The 16027-nt window shown below is 73.1% G+C and carries 16 protein-coding genes; 3 read left to right on the top strand and 13 right to left on the bottom strand.

The window, feature by feature from the left end; all coding sequences use genetic code 11:
- Together AB0K51_RS28765 and AB0K51_RS28760 are read right to left on the bottom strand one after the other, a co-directional pair.
- On the bottom strand, positions 1-209 hold a 209-nt coding region (locus AB0K51_RS28765; RefSeq protein ID WP_363460088.1), incomplete at its 3' end, for a dihydropteroate synthase.
- Positions 210-231: 22 nt separating this feature from the next.
- Positions 232-2070 carry a phosphatidylglycerol lysyltransferase domain-containing protein gene (locus AB0K51_RS28760; protein ID WP_363460086.1) on the bottom strand — a complete coding sequence of 613 codons (1839 nt, stop codon included), beginning with the start codon at positions 2068-2070 and terminating at the stop codon, positions 232-234.
- Positions 2071-2343: 273 nt separating this feature from the next.
- Here AB0K51_RS28760 and AB0K51_RS28755 point away from each other — a divergent pair, with 273 nt between their 5' ends.
- Positions 2344-3567, top strand: coding sequence for an alpha/beta hydrolase-fold protein (locus AB0K51_RS28755; RefSeq protein ID WP_363460084.1), 1224 nt, complete (start codon positions 2344-2346; stop codon positions 3565-3567).
- 41 nt (positions 3568-3608) lie between these two features.
- On the opposite strand, the gene folE is transcribed toward AB0K51_RS28755, so the two are convergent.
- From folE to dacB, 6 genes are all read right to left on the bottom strand, one after another.
- Positions 3609-4214: a GTP cyclohydrolase I FolE gene (gene folE / locus AB0K51_RS28750; protein WP_363460082.1), complete on the bottom strand. Its 606-nt coding sequence runs from the start codon at positions 4212-4214 to the stop codon at positions 3609-3611.
- A 113-nt stretch (positions 4215-4327) separates the two neighbouring features.
- Positions 4328-6370 carry an ATP-dependent zinc metalloprotease FtsH gene (gene ftsH / locus AB0K51_RS28745; RefSeq protein WP_363460080.1) on the bottom strand — a complete coding sequence of 681 codons (2043 nt, stop codon included), beginning with the start codon at positions 6368-6370 and terminating at the stop codon, positions 4328-4330.
- A 219-nt stretch (positions 6371-6589) separates the two neighbouring features.
- The gene (gene hpt / locus AB0K51_RS28740; protein ID WP_014137464.1) at positions 6590-7144 is read right to left on the bottom strand and encodes a hypoxanthine phosphoribosyltransferase; all 555 of its coding nucleotides are present in this window, start codon (positions 7142-7144) and stop codon (positions 6590-6592) included.
- 62 nt (positions 7145-7206) lie between these two features.
- On the bottom strand, positions 7207-8352 hold the full coding sequence (gene tilS / locus AB0K51_RS28735) for a tRNA lysidine(34) synthetase TilS (RefSeq protein ID WP_363460078.1): 1146 nt from the start codon (positions 8350-8352) through the stop codon (positions 7207-7209).
- Between the two features lie 206 nt (positions 8353-8558).
- Entirely contained in the window at positions 8559-9719 is a 1161-nt protein-coding gene (locus AB0K51_RS28730) for a zinc-dependent metalloprotease (RefSeq protein WP_363460076.1), read from the bottom strand.
- A 65-nt stretch (positions 9720-9784) separates the two neighbouring features.
- Complete coding sequence (dacB, locus tag AB0K51_RS28725; RefSeq protein WP_363460074.1) at positions 9785-11254, bottom strand: D-alanyl-D-alanine carboxypeptidase/D-alanyl-D-alanine-endopeptidase; 1470 nt, start codon at positions 11252-11254, stop codon at positions 9785-9787.
- Between the two features lie 128 nt (positions 11255-11382).
- Between dacB and AB0K51_RS28720 the strand changes: the two genes are divergently transcribed.
- Positions 11383-11874, top strand: a complete 492-nt coding sequence (locus AB0K51_RS28720) for an inorganic diphosphatase (RefSeq protein ID WP_363460072.1) — start codon at positions 11383-11385, stop codon at positions 11872-11874.
- A gap of 82 nt (positions 11875-11956) precedes the next feature.
- Here the strand turns inward: AB0K51_RS28720 and AB0K51_RS28715 are convergent, their stop codons facing one another.
- The 3 genes from AB0K51_RS28715 to AB0K51_RS28705 form a co-directional block, all read right to left on the bottom strand.
- Positions 11957-12172, bottom strand: a complete 216-nt coding sequence (locus tag AB0K51_RS28715; RefSeq protein WP_363460070.1) for a dodecin — start codon at positions 12170-12172, stop codon at positions 11957-11959.
- A 99-nt stretch (positions 12173-12271) separates the two neighbouring features.
- The gene (locus tag AB0K51_RS28710) at positions 12272-13222 is read right to left on the bottom strand and encodes an asparaginase (RefSeq protein ID WP_363460069.1); all 951 of its coding nucleotides are present in this window, start codon (positions 13220-13222) and stop codon (positions 12272-12274) included.
- A 59-nt stretch (positions 13223-13281) separates the two neighbouring features.
- The gene (locus AB0K51_RS28705) at positions 13282-13806 is read right to left on the bottom strand and encodes an ABC transporter substrate-binding protein (protein ID WP_363460068.1); all 525 of its coding nucleotides are present in this window, start codon (positions 13804-13806) and stop codon (positions 13282-13284) included.
- Positions 13807-14154: 348 nt separating this feature from the next.
- On the opposite strand from AB0K51_RS28705, the gene dtd reads away from it, so the two are divergent.
- On the top strand, positions 14155-14586 hold the full coding sequence (gene dtd, locus AB0K51_RS28700; protein WP_363460067.1) for a D-aminoacyl-tRNA deacylase: 432 nt from the start codon (positions 14155-14157) through the stop codon (positions 14584-14586).
- A 19-nt stretch (positions 14587-14605) separates the two neighbouring features.
- On the opposite strand, the gene AB0K51_RS28695 is transcribed toward dtd, so the two are convergent.
- The gene (locus tag AB0K51_RS28695; RefSeq protein WP_363460066.1) at positions 14606-15562 is read right to left on the bottom strand and encodes a glycine cleavage T C-terminal barrel domain-containing protein; all 957 of its coding nucleotides are present in this window, start codon (positions 15560-15562) and stop codon (positions 14606-14608) included.
- 10 nt (positions 15563-15572) lie between these two features.
- On the bottom strand, positions 15573-16019 hold the full coding sequence (locus AB0K51_RS28690) for a Fur family transcriptional regulator (RefSeq protein ID WP_363460065.1): 447 nt from the start codon (positions 16017-16019) through the stop codon (positions 15573-15575).
- Positions 16020-16027 lie beyond the last annotated feature (8 nt).

Below are 16027 nucleotides of genomic sequence, written 5' to 3'. Positions count from 1 at the left end.
TCGGTGACCCGCTGGGCGCCCGGCCGCGTCGACTCGCCGCCGACGTCGACCAGGTCCGCCCCGCGGGCCACCAGGTCCAGTCCGTGTGCGACCGCCTTCGCCGGATCCAGCCACAGCCCCCCGTCCGAGAACGAGTCGGGTGTGACGTTGACCACCCCCATCACCGCACAACGGTCGAGGACGGGAAGGCCGGGAAGGTGCTCGCTCATACGCCCATTATCGGACGCCCGCTCAGGCCGCCTCGTGCAGCTGCGCCGCGGGCTCGGGCATCAGGCCCTGCCGCTGGCGCTTGCGGCCCAGGCGGGGCATGCCGAGGGTGATGAAGGCCTCGGCCTGCATCGCGGCGAAGCCGATCCGCGGCAGGTCGCGGGTCTGCTTGTAGACCAGGAAGCGGGGCTCCCAGCTGGGCTGGAACTTGGCGTTGAACTTGTACAGCGACTCGATCTGGAACCACCGGGACAGGAAGACCAGCAGGCCGCGCCAGGCGCGCAGCACCGGTCCGGCGCCGATCCGCTCGCCGCGGGCCAGCGCGGAGCGGAACATCGCGAAGTTCAGCGACACCCGGCGCACGCCCATCGCGCCGACCTCCTGCAGCGCCGCCACGATGAGCAGCTCGTTGAGGCCCGGGTCGGCCTCGCGGTCGCGCCGCATCAGCTCCAGCGAGATGCCGTCCGATCCCCACGGCACGAAGTGCAGCACCGCCTTGAGGTCGCTCCCGGCGGCCGCGGGCGCGCCGTCGGCGGCGGGCTCGTCGGCCTTGTGCGCGGTGACCACCACGCACTCGTCGTCGCCGACGTCGCCGAAGCGGCCCAGCGCCATCGAGAAGCCGCGCTCGGTGTCGGTGCCGCGCCAGCGGGCGGCGGCGTCGCCGATCTGCCGCTTCTCCTCCAGCGTCAGGTCGCCGACCCGGCGGACCTTGCAGGAGTAGCCGTTGCGCTCGATCCGCTTGACCATCTGGCGGACGTTGCGCATCGCGCGGCCGGAGAGCGAGAAGGAGGCGGTGTCGACGATCGCCTCGTCGCCGAGCTCCAGCGCGTCCAGCCCGGCCTCCCGGGTCCACACCTCGCCGCCGACCTCGGAGCAGCCCATCACGGCGGGCACCCAGGCGTGCTCACGGGCCATCGCCATGAAGACCTTGATCGCGCCGGGCCAGGCCTCCACGTCGCCGACCGGGTCGCCGGAGGCGAGCATCACGCCGGAGACCACCCGGTAGGAGATCGCCGCCTTGCCGGAGGGCGAGAAGAGCACCGACTTGTCGCGGCGCAGCGCGAAGTAGCCGAGCGAGTCGCGGCGGCCGTGCCGGGCCAGCAGGTCACGCACCTTCAGCTCGTCCTCGGGGGTGAGGAACGGCTCGGGCTTCTCGGGGCGCAGCGCCAGGTAGGCGGTGGTGAACGCGGTCACCAGGCCGAGCGCGCCGAGCGAGTAGGCGACCAGATCGCCGATCCGGTCGGAGGTGTAGTGGATCGGTCCTTCGAACCCGAACAGGCCGTAGCCGACGTGCTCCAGGCGCGCGAACAGCGACGGGTCGCCGACCTCGGCCTTCCAGCGCATCGAGACGATCAGCAGGCCCAGCAGCACCGAGACGGTGCCGAGGACCAGGAAGTTGACCACGGCGCGCCAGCGGGTGCGCGGGTCGGCCTTGGCGTAGAACTCGCGCTGGTGGACCACCATCACCACGAGCAGCGCCAGCGAGATCACGGCCTGCCCGACCTGGTGCCAGCGCAGCAGGTGCAGCGCGGCGCCGATCGGCAGCAGCACGCACACCGCCCGCCAGGCGCGGCGCTTGCGGCGGCGCAGGGCGTGCGCCAGCAGCACCAGCAGCATGCCCACCATCAGCGTCCCGGCGGCGGCCAACGACGTGGTGCCGCCCGGGAGTTGGCCCGCCCAGTTGTGCATCCGGGTGAACCGCAGCTTGGGGAAGATCGCGCAGGCGATGTCGATCAGACCGATCAGCATCGTGGCGTACCCGACCACGCCGGGCAGCCACGGCCGCGGCACCGCGGCCGCCTGGCTGCGCAGCGCTCGCAGACCCCTGGGACGGGGCTCCTCGGACGTCGTCTCAGCGGGCACGGTTACGCTCATAAAAGCTCAGCCTAGAGGCACCCGGGCACTGGCCGCGCACCCCGCGAGCGGGGCCGTGATGGACCTTCATGACTGTTCCTTTGTCTGGCAATCCGCACGTCAAGGGGCGTCCATAGAACGTTCAAGAGCCACTCGGGCCGGACGTCCCACATGATGGACGCCGCATTCTAGAGCCTCGGTTGCGGTCGGCACAGGCGCTGGTTCGCACTGGTTTCCGACGCCCGGTCAGAGTACTACGGGTGGCTACCGACGGTTCGTCAGATGACGATGATCCTCTGCCGGGCGGCCGTCGAGGAGGGACCGGGCATGGAGCTCACCAGCCGGGCACTGGTGTACACGCTGATCGCGGCGGCCACCGCCGGACTGGTCGCCACCCTCTGGCTGTGGCCCCGGCTGGCCCGCCAGCGCCCGCTCCCCGTCCTGGGCCGGCTGGCCCTGCTGACGGTCACCCAACTCGCGGTGCTCTCCGTGCTGTTGCTGTCGGTCAACAACAGCTACGGCTTCTACACCTCCTGGAACGACCTGCTGCGCCCCGGCGGCGCCCCGCTCGCCCTGGCCGCCCACTCCCCCGGCGCGGCGCCCGACCACACCGCGCTGGTCCAGCCCACCGCCGAGGGCGGCCTGGAGGCCGTGCCGGACGTGCTGCCGCCCGGCAAGCCGGAGGAGGTCGGCCGGGTCGACTCGGTGCGGATCACCGGCCCCGAGTCCGGCCTGTCCGACCAGGTCTTCGTCTACCTGCCGCCCGAGTACTTCAACCCCCGCTACGCCCGCGAGCGCTTCCCCGTGATCCTCGCCCTGGCCGGCTACCCCGGCCCCTCGCTGCACCTGCTCGACAGCCTGAAGCTGCCGCAGGCCGCCGCCGACCTCCAGCGCACCGGCCGGCTCGCCCCCACCGTCATCGTGATGGCCCGCCCCACCGTCGCCCCGCCCCGCGACACCGAGTGCGTGGACGTCCCCGGCGGCCCGAAGACCGAGACCTGGTTCGCCAAGGACATCCCCACCGCGGTGCGCTCCGCCTACCGGGTCGGCCGGGCGGCCGGCTCCTGGGGCGTGCTCGGCTACTCCACCGGCGGCAGCTGCGCCCTGCGGCTGGCCATGCGCTACCCCGGCTCGTACGAGAGCGCGGCCGGCCTGCACGCCGACTACACCGTGCCCGACGACCGGTGGACCGACGGCGACCTGTTCCGCGGCGACGCCGCCGCCGCCCGGCAGTCCGACCTGGGCTGGCGGCTGAAGAACCTGCCCGCGCCGCGGGTCGGCCTGCTGGTGGTCTCCACCAGGACCGAGGACGACTACCCGGCCACCGAGCAGTTCCTCGCCACCGCCCGGCAGGTCGCCGCCGCGCACCCGGAGTTCCAGGTCGACTCGCTGCTGCTGCCCGACGGCGGCCACTCCTTCGAGACCTGGCGCCGCGAGCTGCCAGCCGCCCTGGAGTGGCTCAGCGACCACCTCGCACCGCCGCAGGACCGCGAACCGCGCAGCTGACGGCCCGGCCGCCTGCCTGGGGCGCGCCCTTCGGACGACGCCTAGCGCCCGATGATCAGGCTCATCGCCTCGGCGCGGGTGGCGGGGTCGCGCAGCTGGCCGCGGACCGCGGAGGTCAGCGTCTTCGCGCCCGGCTTGCGGATGCCCCGCATCGACATGCACATGTGCTCGCACTCGATCACCACGATCGCCCCGCGCGGCTCCAGGATCCGCATCAGCGAGTCGGCGACCTGGCTGGTCAGCCGCTCCTGCACCTGCGGGCGGCGGGCGAACACGTCGACCAGCCGGGCCAGCTTGGACAGGCCGGTGATCTTGCCGCTGGTGGACGGGATGTAGCCGACGTGGGCCACGCCGCGGAACGGCACCAGGTGGTGCTCGCAGGTCGAGAACACCTCGATGTCCTTGACCAGCACCATCTCGTCGTGGCCGAGGTCGAAGGTGGTGGTGAGGACGTCCTCCGGCTCCTGCCACAGGCCCGCGAATATCTCCTTGTAGGCGCGGGCCACCCGGGCCGGGGTCTCCAGCAGCCCCTCGCGGTCCGGGTCCTCGCCGACCGCGAGCAGCAGTTCGCGGACGGCGTTCTCGGCCCGCTTCTGGTCGAAGGTGCCGACGGTCGACTCACCGTCGAGCGTCACCGGGTCGATCATGCGTGCCTCGCTGCTCGTCAGTCGGGATCAAAGGTCCGTGCAGCACGAATGCCGCGCCTCCAGGGTACAAACCCGGGAAACGCGGCATCCATTCCGAACAGGTGGTCGAACGATCAGCTCTCGACCTGGCCGCCGTCGACCGGCGGCAGCTTGACCACGTCGACCGGGTCCACCGAGCTCGGCGCGGCGCCGTTGGTCAGCGCCAGCTCCTTCGGCGACTGCACCGGCGGCCGGGTGGACGGGGTGCGGCGGGCCGAGCCGGTCCACGCCGGACGCGGGGGACGCTTGATGACCGGAGTGAAGATCTCGGCGATCTGCTCCTTGTTCAGCGTCTCCTTCTCCAGCAGTTCGAGGACCAGGTTGTCGAGCACGTCGCGGTTCTCGACCAGGATCTCCCAGGCCTCGTTGTGCGCCGTCTCGATCAGCTTCTTGACCTCCTCGTCCACCAGCCCGGCGACCTCTTCCGAGTAGTCGCGCTGGTGGCCCATCTCGCGGCCCAGGAAGGGCTCGGAGTCGGAGGAGCCGAACTTGATCGCGCCGAGGCGCTCGCTCATGCCGTACTGGGTGACCATCGCCCGGGCGGTGCCGGTGGCCTTCTCGATGTCGTTCGAGGCGCCGGTGGTCGGGTCGTGGAAGACCAGTTCCTCCGCCGCCCGGCCGCCCAGCATGTAGGCGAGCTGGTCGAGCATCTCGTTGCGGGTGGTCGAGTACTTGTCCTCGTCCGGCAGCACCATCGTGTAACCGAGGGCGCGGCCCCGGGACAGGATGGTGATCTTGTGCACCGGGTCGGAGTAGTTGCAGGCCGCCGCGACCAGGGCGTGGCCGCCCTCGTGGTACGCGGTGATCTTCTTCTCCTTGTCGGACATGATCCGCGAACGCTTCTGCGGACCGGCCACGACGCGGTCGATCGCCTCGTCCAGCATCTGGTTGTCGATCAGCTTCCTCTCGGAGCGCGCGGTGAGCAGCGCCGCCTCGTTCAGCACGTTCGACAGGTCGGCGCCGGTGAAGCCGGGGGTGCGCTTGGCGACCGCGGAGAGGTCGACGTCGGGCGCGATCGGCTTGCCCTTCTGGTGCACCTTGAGGATGTCCAGGCGGCCCTGGAGGTCCGGACGGTCGACCGCGATCTGGCGGTCGAAGCGGCCGGGGCGCAGCAGCGCCGGGTCCAGGATGTCGGGGCGGTTGGTGGCGGCGATCAGGATGACGCCGCCCTTGACGTCGAAGCCGTCCATCTCGACCAGCAGCTGGTTGAGGGTCTGCTCGCGCTCGTCGTGGCCGCCGCCGAGGCCCGCACCGCGGTGCCGGCCGACGGCGTCGATCTCGTCGACGAAGATGATCGCCGGGGCGTTGGCCTTGGCCTGCTCGAACAGGTCGCGGACCCGGCTGGCGCCGACGCCGACGAACATCTCGACGAAGTCGGAACCGGAGATCGAGTAGAACGGCACGCCCGCCTCGCCCGCGACGGCGCGGGCCAGCAGGGTCTTGCCGGTGCCGGGCGGGCCGTACAGCAGCACGCCCTTGGGGATCTTGGCGCCGACCGCCTGGAACTTGGCCGGCTCCTGCAGGAACTCCTTGATCTCGTGGAGCTCCTCGACCGCCTCGTCGGCGCCCGCGACGTCCGCGAAGGTGGTCTTCGGGGTGTCCTTGGTGAGCAGCTTGGCCTTGGACTTGCCGAACTGCATGACCCGGGAGCCGCCGCCCTGCATCTGGTTCATCAGGAACAGGAAGACCACGACGATGATCACGATCGGCAGCATCGAGAACAGCAGGCTGACGAAGGTCGACTGCTTCTCGGGGCTGACGGTGTAACCGTCGCTGATCTGCCCGGCGGCGTACTTGTCCTGCAGCTTCTGGGACAGCTGGGTGGCCGAGCCGTCGCCGGTGTAGGAGGCCTGGAAGCGGGTGCCGGAGGGCGACTTGCCGTTGCCCCCCGCCTTCAGCTTCTGGCCGTCCTGCAGCTGGATCTTGATCAGGTTCGAGTCACCAGTGGTGAGCTGCGCCGACTTCACCTGGTTGTTGTCGATCGCGCTGACGATCTGCCCGGTGTCCGCAGTCTTGTAGCCGCTCGAATCCGAGACGAGCTGCATCAGTGCGAACACGGCGAGGGCGGCCAGCACGACCCACATGATCGGCGCACGGAAGTATCGCTTGACGTCCATCCATGCGGGGCGTCGCCGCCCCGTCCCTCCTGCCATTCAACGGGCGCTGTACGGCTGTGGGCCTCGGCGCATCCGGTATGTGCTCGTAAGACGAGCGGTTGATTGGACCGTACCGCAGGCACCCCCGCTTGCGGCGGGGCCACTACGGTGCGGTCTATTTTCCTACCCCCGCACAACGGGTGGGAACAGGGCACTGTTCCCACCCGTCGCCCGAACGGTTCAGCCGCCGTAGACGTGCGGCGCGAGCGTGCCGATGAACGGCAGGTTGCGCAGCTTCTCGGCGTAGTCCAGGCCGTAGCCGACCACGAACTCGTTGGGGATGTCGAAGCCGACGTACTCCACGTCGATCTCCACCTTGGCGGCGTCCGGCTTGCGCAGCAGGGTGCACACCTTCAGCGAGGCCGGGCCGCGCGAGCCCAGGTTGCCCAGCAGCCAGGACAGGGTCAGGCCGGAGTCGATGATGTCCTCGACGATCAGCACGTCCTTGCCGGCGATGTCGGTGTCCAGGTCCTTGAGGATCCGCACCACGCCGGAGGACTTGGTGCCCATGCCGTACGAGGAGACCGCCATCCAGTCCATGGTCACCTGGCTGTGCAGGGCCCGGGCCAGGTCGGCCATCACCATCACGGCGCCCTTCAGGACGCCGACCAGCAGGAGGTCCTTCCCGGCGTAGTCCTGGTCGATCCGCGCGGCCAGCTCCACCAGCTTGGCGTCGATCTCGTCCTTGCTGATGAGCACCTTCGCGAGGTCTGCGCCCATGTCGTTCTGGTCCACCGGGGATACGTCCTCAAACGCTCGGAGTCGGGTTCGGCGGCGGCGGTACGACCGGTTCGTGCTCAGTCGCCCTGCCGCCGAAACACCAGCGTGCCACACCGGCGGACGGCTTCGACGCCCCCGGGTAGGTGCAGCGGCCCCTGGCCGCGCCAGCCGGTGACCAGCAGGTCCACGCTCTCCAGGTGCCGGGCGAACAGGTCGCCGGCCGGGCAGCCCGCGCGCAGCGCGGCCCGGCGCAGCACGCGGCGGCGGACCGCGGGGGGCAGTTCGGCGAGCTTGCCGACGTCCAGGGCGCCCTCGGCCGTTCGGAGGTCGCGCTCGGCCAGGGCGGCCCACTGGTCGAGGGCGTCGGCGTCGTCGCGGAACAGCCGGGCGGTGCGGGCCAGGGCCTCCACCACGCCGCCGCCGAGGTGCTTCTCCAGCACCGGCAGCACCTCGTGGCGGACCCGGGAACGGGTGTAGGCGGGGTCGGTGTTGTGCGGGTCGTCCCACACCGGGATGGCCTGCGCGGTGCACGCCTGCCGGGTGGCGGCCCGGTCGAGCTCCAGCAGCGGGCGCCGGTAGCGGCCCTTCTGCGCGGGCATCCCGGCCAGCGAGCGGGCGCCGGAGCCGCGGGCCAGGCCCAGCAGCACGGTCTCCGCCTGGTCGTCGCGGGTGTGGCCGAGCAGCACCGCCAGCGCCCCGTACCGCTCGGCGGCGGCGTCCAGCGCGGCGTAGCGGGCCTCCCGGGCGGCGTTCTCCGGGCCGCCCTCGCGGCCGACCAGCACCGGGACGGCCTCCACCGGGTCGAGGCCGAGTTCGCGCAGCCGGACGGCGACCTGCTCGGCGCGTTCGGCGGAGCCGTCCTGCAGGCCGTGGTCGACGGTGACCGCGCCGACCCGCAGGCCGAGCTTGGGGGCCTCGAAGGCGGTCGCGGTGGCCAGCGCCATCGAGTCGGCCCCGCCCGAGACCGCGACCAGCACCAGCGGGGAGCCCGGCGCGGCGGGGGTGCGGGGCAGCCCGGAGGGGTGGCGGCGGGCGTTGCCGATCAGCGTGGTCGGCGCGGCGGCGGTGCCCGCCAGCGCGGGCATCGGCGCGGCCGCGACGGCGGCGGACACGCCGCGGGCGCGGACCGGGCCGCCGGGGGTGACGCCCGCTTCGGCGGCGAGTTCGGCGAGGGTGCGGCGGACGGCGAGGCGTATCGCCGCGACAGCGGGGTGTGGGCCCATGGGTGTGCTCTCCTTGGCGGAGGGAAGTACGGGACCGCCTGTCAGCTCTCGGTCACCAGGCGCTCACAGATGGTCGCAGACTCCGGCGACCGGCCACGACACCCGCGCCAACGGCGTATCCACCGTCCCACGTACGGGTGAATGAAGAAACGTTACGCCTGCCGCCAGGTGTACGAGTCGGCCGTGCGAGCGGGTGGTGCGCCCCGTCAGCCCACCACCCGGGCCACCCAGGCCGCCGGGTCGTGGATCTCGTCCTTGGTGGGCAGCGTGTTCGGGGAGGTCCACACCCGGTTGAAGCCGGTCATCCCGACCCGCTCCACCACGCCGCGCACGAACACCGCGCCGTCCTGGTACTGCCGCAGCTTGGCGTCCATCCCGAGCAGCCGGCGCAGCGCCAGGTCGAGCCGGCCGCTGCCGCGGTCGCGGCGGCGCTGGAACTTCTCCCGGATCTCCGCCACCGAGGGCACCACCGCGGGTCCCACACCGTCCATCACCACGTCCGCGTGGCCCTCCAGCAGCGACATCACCGCGGTGAGCCGGGCCAGGATCTCCCGCTGGGCGGGGGTCTGCACCAGCTCGGTCAGGCCGCCGCCGGCCGAGCCGTTGCCGCGCGGGCCGAGGCCGGGGATGCCGCCGAGGGCGTCCCGCAGCCGCTCCAGCACCGCGGCCGGGTCGACGTCGGTCTGCAGCAGGAAGTCCTGCACCTCGGACTGGATGTGGTCGCGCAGCCAGGGCACCGCGGTGAACTGGGTGCGGTGGGTCTCCTCGTGCAGGCACACCCACAGCCGGAAGTCGTGCGGGTCGACGTCCAGTTCCCGCTCGACCTGGACGATGTTCGGCGCGACCAGCAGCAGCCGCCCCGGCGGGGTGGTCAGGCCGCGGCGGGGCTGGTCGAACAGGCCGGCCGGGCTGTCGGGGGCGCTCGGCAGCTCGGCCGGCGCGAAGGTCTCGTACTGCCCCAGCACCTTGCCGGAGAGGATCGCCAGCACCGCGCCGAGCTCGACCCCGGTGGCCTTGGCGCCGAGGGCGCCGAACACCGCCGCGGTCTGCCCCTCGCTGCGACGGGCGGCGAGCTTGGCCACCAGCGGCCGGACCACGGTGCGGAAACCCGCCACGTTGGCCCGCACCCAGCCGGGCCGGTCCACCACCAGCACCGGCGTACCCGGGCCGTCGGCCAGCCCGGTCGACGCCAGCTGCGTGTACGCGCGCACGTGCCGCTCGGCCTCGACCGCGTGCCGGCGCAGCTCGGCGACGGCCGTGCGGGCCTCCTCGCGGCCGATCTGGGGCCCGGATCTGGCCAACCGGGTCGCCGTCGCGACCGCGAGTTCCCAGTCGACCATCTCCGCACCGCCGCTCGCGCTCGTCATGCCCTCACCGTACGTGCTCGTCCCCGCGCGGGGGAGGGAACCGGACCGGCCGGATCATCGCCGGCTCACCCGCAGCCGCAGGCCGCGATCCGGGCCACGATCCGGTCGACCGCGGCCCGGGCGGTGTTCGGGTCGGCGGTGGTCTTGGTCATCAGCGCGAACGCCAGCACCCGGCCGTCCGCGTCGACCACGGTGCCGGCCAGCGTGTTGACGCCCTGCAGGGTGCCGGTCTTGGCGCGCACGATGCCGGCCGCCTCGGCGGCGCCGGACTTGGCGCCGAAGCGGTTGACCAGGGTGCCGGTGAACCCGGCGATCGGCAGGCCGGTGATCACCGGGCGCAGCTCCGGGTGGTCCGGGGAGGCGGCCGCCGCGAGCAGCTTGACCAGGGTGATCGGCGGGATCAGGTTGGCCTTGGCCAGGCCGCTTCCGTCCGTGAGCACCACGCCGGCCAGCGGCACGCCGAGCTTGGTCAGCGCGCCGGTGACCGCGGCGACGCCGCCGTCGAAGCTGGCGGGCTGCTTGGCGGCGATCGCGGTCTGCCGGGCCACCGCCTCGGCCAGGGTGTTGTCGGAGGTGGTGAGCAGCCGCTCCACCAGGCGCTGGATGGTCGGCGACTCCACCCGGGCCAGTTCGGCGGCGCCGGCCGGGGCGGTCGCCTGCGCGGGCTTGGCCTGGACGGTGATGCCCTCGGCCTTCAGGAACGCGGCGAAGGAGTCGGCGGCCTGCCCGGCCGGGTCGAACACCCGGGCCGGGGCCTCGTCGGGCGAGCGCGGGTCGATCCGGCCCTCGTCGACCATCAGCGGGGTGACCGCGGCGATGTTCATCGCGTCGTGGTCCTTGTGCAGCAGCGGACCCGTGTACAGCGAGGTGTCGTACGACAGCTTCACCGAGGTGGTGCCGGCCGCCTTCAGGGCCTGGGCGGTGCGGTGCGCGAGCTCGGCCATCGAGGCGGGCGCGCTGTCCGGGTCGACCGGGGCGCCGCCGACCCTGACCTGGTCGGCGGGGAGCGCGGTGATCGTCGGGTCGCCGCCGCCGACCAGGGTGATCTCGCCGGGGTTGGCGCCGCGCACCACGGTGGTGGCGATCCGGTGGTCGGCGGGCAGCAGCGCGAGCGCGGCGACCGAGGTGGCGAGCTTGGTGGTGGAGGCCGGGGTGGCCGGGCTGGTCTCCTGCGAGCCGAACAGGAACTGGCCGGTGGCGGAGTCGGCGACGGCGAAGCTGAGCGCGCCCAGCGACTTGTCCTGCACGGTCGCGCCGAGCGCGGACTGCAGCCCGGCGCCGCTCGGCGCCTTGCTGTCCGCGCCGTCCCCGGCGCTCAGCACCGGGCCCTTCAGCGGCACCGCGCGGCGCCGGGCGTTCCGGTGGTTCGACTGCCCGTCGCCGTGCCCGTTGCCGCCGCCGCCCTTGCCGCCCTGGGAGTCGCCGTCCCCGGCCTTCTTGGCGTGCCCGTCCGAGCGGCTGGGCCCCGGTGAGGGCTGCGCCAGCGCCGGATCGGCGACGGTCAGCCCGCCGGCCGCCAGCGCGACCCCCAGCACACCCGCGAGCGCGGCTCTGCGTCCGCGTCCCGCCCCTGCCCCTGATCTCACCGACCGGCCCCTTTCCTGAGCACACCTTGCCGTAGGAGACACTTGGATTCTGTCAGTCCCAACCCTTGGAGGAACCGTTGGAGTTCGACGTCCTGATCGAGATCCCGAAGGGCTCGCGCAACAAGTACGAGGTCGACCATGAGACCGGTCGCCTCCGTCTGGACCGCATGCTCTTCACCTCGACCCGCTACCCGGCCGACTACGGCTACGTCGAGGGCACCCTCGCGGACGACGGCGACCCGCTGGACGCGCTGGTGATCCTGGAGGAGCCGACCTTCCCCGGCTGCCTGATCAAGTGCCGCGCCATCGGCATGTTCCACATGACCGACGAGGCCGGCGGCGACGACAAGCTGCTGTGCGTCCCGGCGACCGACCCGCGCTGGGAGCACCTGCAGGACATCCAGCACGTGTCGGAGTTCGACCGCCTGGAGATCCAGCACTTCTTCGAGGTCTACAAGGACCTGGAGCCCGGCAAGTCCGTCCAGGGCGCCGACTGGGTCGGCCGGGCCGAGGCCGAGGCCGAGATCGAGGCCTCGATCAAGCGCCTCCAGGACCAGGGCGGCCACTGATCCGTCGTCCCCCCGTGCACACCAGGGGCGGGAGTCCGGACCGGACTCCCGCCCCTGCGTTGTCGAACGGGCCCCGGGGGCCTCAGTCCTCGTCGTCGAGCCGGAAGCCGACCTTCAGGCCGACCTGGTAGTGCTCGATCTCCCCGTCCTTGAGATGGCCGCGGACCTGGACCACCTCGAACCAGTCCAGGTTGCGCAGCGTGCGGCCGGCGCGGGCGACGCCGTTGCGGATGGCGGCGTCCACACCTTCCTGCGAGGACCCGACGATCTCGGTGACCCGGTAGACGTGGTCGGTCATGGCGACTTCTCCCTGTGCGGCGGTGGGTTGGGCACTCCCCCGCCGTCCACCGTGCACCGAACCGCCCGCGCGGGCATCCCGGCCGCGTCCGACGGGGCGTCAGAACGCCGCGCGGACCGCGCCGACCACCTCGCCGCCGCCGTGCAGCGGGGCGCTGCCGATCCGCTCCAGCACCGGGTCGTCGACGCCGAGCCGGGCCAGCGCGGCGGCCAGCACCGGGCCGCGGGCGCGCTCCGCACCGTCCTCGATCTTGAAGGCGAGGGCCCGGCCGTCGGCGAGGGCGACCACCTGGACCGCCTCCGCGCCCATCTTGGAGAGCGCGCCGGGCACCGCGCGCATCAGCCAGGTGTCGGCGCGGCGGGTGCCGGCCACGTACTCGGGGTGGGCGCGCATCGCGTCGGCGACCTGCCGCTGCGGGGTGTCGGACCCGGCCAGCACCAGCGCGCGGTAGCCGCGGGCCAGGCCGGTCAGCGAGACGGCCAGCAGCGGGGCGCCGCAGCCGTCGGTGCCGGTGTGCGCGGCGCGCTCGCCGACGGCCTCCTCCAGCGCGGTGCGGGCCAGCCGCTGGATCGGGTGCTCGGCGTCCAGGTAGCCGTCCAGGTCCCAGCCGTTGGCGGCGCAGGCGGCCAGCCAGCCGGCGTGCTTGCCGGAGCAGTCCATCATGATCGGGGCGCGCTCCCCGCCGGAGCGCAGCAGCTCCTCCGCCTCGACCTGGTCCAGCGGCAGGTCGGCGGGGGTCTGCAGGGCGGCCTCGGTGAGCCCGGCGTCGGCCAGGATCCTCCGTACCGCGGCGCGGTGGAACGGTTCTGCGGAGTGGCTGGAGGCGGCCAGCGCCAGCTGCTCGCCGCGCAGCCCCAGTCCGGCCCGCAGGGTGGCGACGGCCTGGAAGGGCTTGGCGGTGGAGCGCGGGAAGACCGGGTCCTCGGGACGGCCGAGGGCGAACTCGACGCCGCCGTCGGCGCCGAGCAGGACCAGTGAGCCGCGGTGGCGGCCCTCGGTGAAGCCGGAGCGTATGACCTCGGCGAGGGCGGGCAGGGCGAACTGCGACACGGGGGGACTCCAGGACGACGTGCGGTGAGGGTGGGTGGGCCCCTGCCGCGTCCTGCCGCTCAGCCTCCGCTGAGCAGGTCGTCGACCCGGGCCTCCCCTTCACGGTACCTGCGGGTGATCTCCGCGCCGCAGTCGTCGGCGGTGCGCTGCTGCGCCTGGCGGCGGCCGGAGACCTCCCGCTCGTGCTCGGCCAGGCGCTCGATCGCGGCCAGCAGGTCGGCGGTCGCGTGCGCGGCCAGGTCCGCCAGCCGGACGTCGCCCATCAGGGCGTCCGCCTCCTGCTGGTAGCGCTCGCCGCGCGGCGGGCCGAGGGTGACGTGCCGGGCCGGACGGGGCGTCGCGGACGGGGCGTCGGCGAGGATCGCGGGCAGCCGCTCCAGCAGCGCGCACTGCGCCTCGCTGGCGCCGGCCAGCGGCACCTCGCGGCGGTCCAGCTCGGCGCGCAGGATGTCCAGCCGGCCGTGCAGCAGGCGGCGCAGGTAGGACAGGTCGGCCTCCTGCTCCAGGGCGTCCCGGCGCCGGACCCGCAGTTCCTCCAGCGCGAGGCCGGGCAGGCCGTCGACCGCGGTACCGCTCACGTCCATCAACCCAACCACCTGCCGTAGTCCCCAGTGCCCGCCCGGTAGCACGGACGCACGCCACCCAGGGTTCCCCCCTGCGGGCGACGCCACTCGTGCGGGTGACGCGGTTCGCCGGGACGGCGGATGCCCCCTGGGGGGCGTCGCCGGCCCGCGCCGTCCGACAGCGTGCCACCCCGGGACCTTCGGCCGCACGCCCGAGTACCCGAACGGCCGCATGGCGTAAGGCCGTGGCTAGTACGACGAATCCGTGCGCCGGGTTCACCTGCACGGATCGGGGCGCTCCACGCGCGACCCCCGCGCGCAAGCGGAGGCCGTGCGCCCCCGGTGGGGGGCTGCGGGCACAATGGCGGCATGCGAGCAGTGGTGCAGCGGGTCGCCGAGGCGGCCGTGGTGGTGGACGGCGAGACGGTCGGGGCGATCGAGGGCCCGGGGCTGTGCGTCCTGGTCGGGGTCACCCACGAGGACACCGCGGAGCGGGCCGCGCAGCTGGCCCGCAAGCTGTGGACGCTGCGGCTGTTCCCCGGCGAGCCCGAGCGGTCCTGCTCCGAACTGGGCGCCCCGCTGCTGGTGATCAGCCAGTTCACGCTCTACGGCGACGCCCGCAAGGGCCGCCGCCCCACCTGGAACGCCGCCGCGCCCGGCCCGGTCGCCGAGCCGCTGGTGGACGCGGTGGTGGCCGAGCTGCGGGCGCTCGGCGCCAAGGTGGAGACCGGCCGGTTCGGCGCGGACATGAAGGTGTCGCTGGTCAACGACGGCCCGTTCACCGTGCTGCTGGAGGTCTGAGCCCCCGTCAGCGGCCCGGTCAGGCCGGGACGATGACGTCCTGGCTGCCGGGCACACCGTCGGCCAGCAGCACCGCGTCCACCGGGGTGTTGCGCTTCACCAGGGCCAGCGCGATCGGGCCGAGCTCGTGGTGCCGGGCCGCGGAGGTGACGAAGCCGACCGGGCGGTCCTGGCCCTCCACCCGGACCTCGGCGCCGTGCGCGGGCAGCTTCTCCTCGGTGCCGTCCAGGTGCAGGAAGACCAGCCGGCGCGGCGGGCGGCCCAGGTTGTGCACCCGGGCGACGGTCTCCTGGCCGCGGTAGCAGCCCTTGTTCAGGTGCACCGCGCTGTCCAGCCAGTCCACCTCGTGCGGGATGGTCCGGTGGTCGGTCTCGAAGCCGAGCCGCGGCCGGTGCCCCTCGATGCGCAGCGCCTCGTACGCCCAGATCCCCGCGGCCGGGCCGAACTCCGCGGCCACCGCGGCGAGTTCCGCGCGCGGCACGAACAGGTCGCGCCCCCACGGGAGTTCCCGGACGGCCGCGGCCCCCTCGGCGGAGGCGGTCGAGCCGGCCGGCAGGAAGAGCACCGCGTAGTCGGCGGTGGCGTCGGCGATCTCGACCTGGCTCCAGAACTTCATCGACTCCAGGTACCGCACCAGCGCGGGCGCGGTGCCCGGCTCGACGTGGATCCAGGTGGTGGCGCCGTCGTCGACCAGGTAGAGCGCGTGCTCCACGTGCCCGTGCGGGGAGAGCACCAGCGCCTCGGTGGCGCGGCCGGCCGGGAGTTCGCTGACGTGCTGGGTGAGCAGCGCGTGCAGCCAGGTCAGCCGGTCCGGACCGCTGACGGTGACCACGCCGCGGTGCGACAGGTCGGTGAAGCCGCGGCCCGCCGCCAGCGCGCGCTGCTCGCGGAACAGGTCGCCGTAGTGGGCGGCGACGCCCTCGTCGGGTCCTTCGGCCGCAACGGCGCCGGGCAGGTCAAGCAGCGGGCTCTTCATACCGGCCAGCTTACGACCGGTCCCGCTCCGACTTGGCGGTGCAGTCGGCACAGCGGCCGAAGATGGCGAAATGCTTCAGGTCGGTGTCGAATCCGTGCTCGTCGCGCAGGCTGTCGATGAGCGGCGCGGCGATCGCGGTGTCGGTCTCGGTGACCTTGTCGCAGTCGCGGCAGACCAGGTGCAGGTGGGTGTGCCGGCCCGCCAGGTGGTAGGTCGGGGCGCCGTGGCCGAGGTGGGCGTGCGAGACCAGGCCGAGTTCCTCGAGCAGCTCCAAGGTCCGGTAGACGGTGGAGATGTTGACGCCGCTGGCGGTCTTGCGGACCTGCGCCAGGATCTCGTCCGGGGTGGCGTGGTCGAGCACGTCGACGGCCTCCAGCACCAGCTGGCGCTGCGGGGTCAGGCGGTACCCGCGCTCGCGCAGGTCGGCCTTCCAGTCGGTGGTGTCGCTGTTCGCCACGGTGGTGT

Source organism: Kitasatospora sp. NPDC049285, assembly GCF_040678815.1.
Taxonomy (GTDB): Bacteria; Actinomycetota; Actinomycetes; order Streptomycetales; family Streptomycetaceae; genus Kitasatospora.
Note: the sequence above shows the minus strand (reverse complement) of the source record. Positions and strands in the feature narration are given on the sequence as shown.

Excerpts from the sequence above, each read along its gene's own strand:
- folE (WP_363460082.1), bottom strand. The coding sequence starts at position 4,214 with ATGATCGACCCGGTGACGCTCGACGGTGAGTCGACCGTCGGCACCTTC.
- ftsH (WP_363460080.1), bottom strand. The coding sequence starts at position 6,370 with ATGGACGTCAAGCGATACTTCCGTGCGCCGATCATGTGGGTCGTGCTG.
- AB0K51_RS28755 (WP_363460084.1), top strand. The coding sequence starts at position 2,344 with ATGACGATGATCCTCTGCCGGGCGGCCGTCGAGGAGGGACCGGGCATG.
- AB0K51_RS28715 (WP_363460070.1), bottom strand. The coding sequence starts at position 12,172 with ATGACCGACCACGTCTACCGGGTCACCGAGATCGTCGGGTCCTCGCAG.
- dtd (WP_363460067.1), top strand. The coding sequence starts at position 14,155 with ATGCGAGCAGTGGTGCAGCGGGTCGCCGAGGCGGCCGTGGTGGTGGAC.
- AB0K51_RS28705 (WP_363460068.1), bottom strand. The coding sequence starts at position 13,806 with ATGGACGTGAGCGGTACCGCGGTCGACGGCCTGCCCGGCCTCGCGCTG.
- AB0K51_RS28730 (WP_363460076.1), bottom strand. The coding sequence starts at position 9,719 with ATGACGAGCGCGAGCGGCGGTGCGGAGATGGTCGACTGGGAACTCGCG.
- tilS (WP_363460078.1), bottom strand. The coding sequence starts at position 8,352 with ATGGGCCCACACCCCGCTGTCGCGGCGATACGCCTCGCCGTCCGCCGC.
- AB0K51_RS28695 (WP_363460066.1), bottom strand. The coding sequence starts at position 15,562 with ATGAAGAGCCCGCTGCTTGACCTGCCCGGCGCCGTTGCGGCCGAAGGA.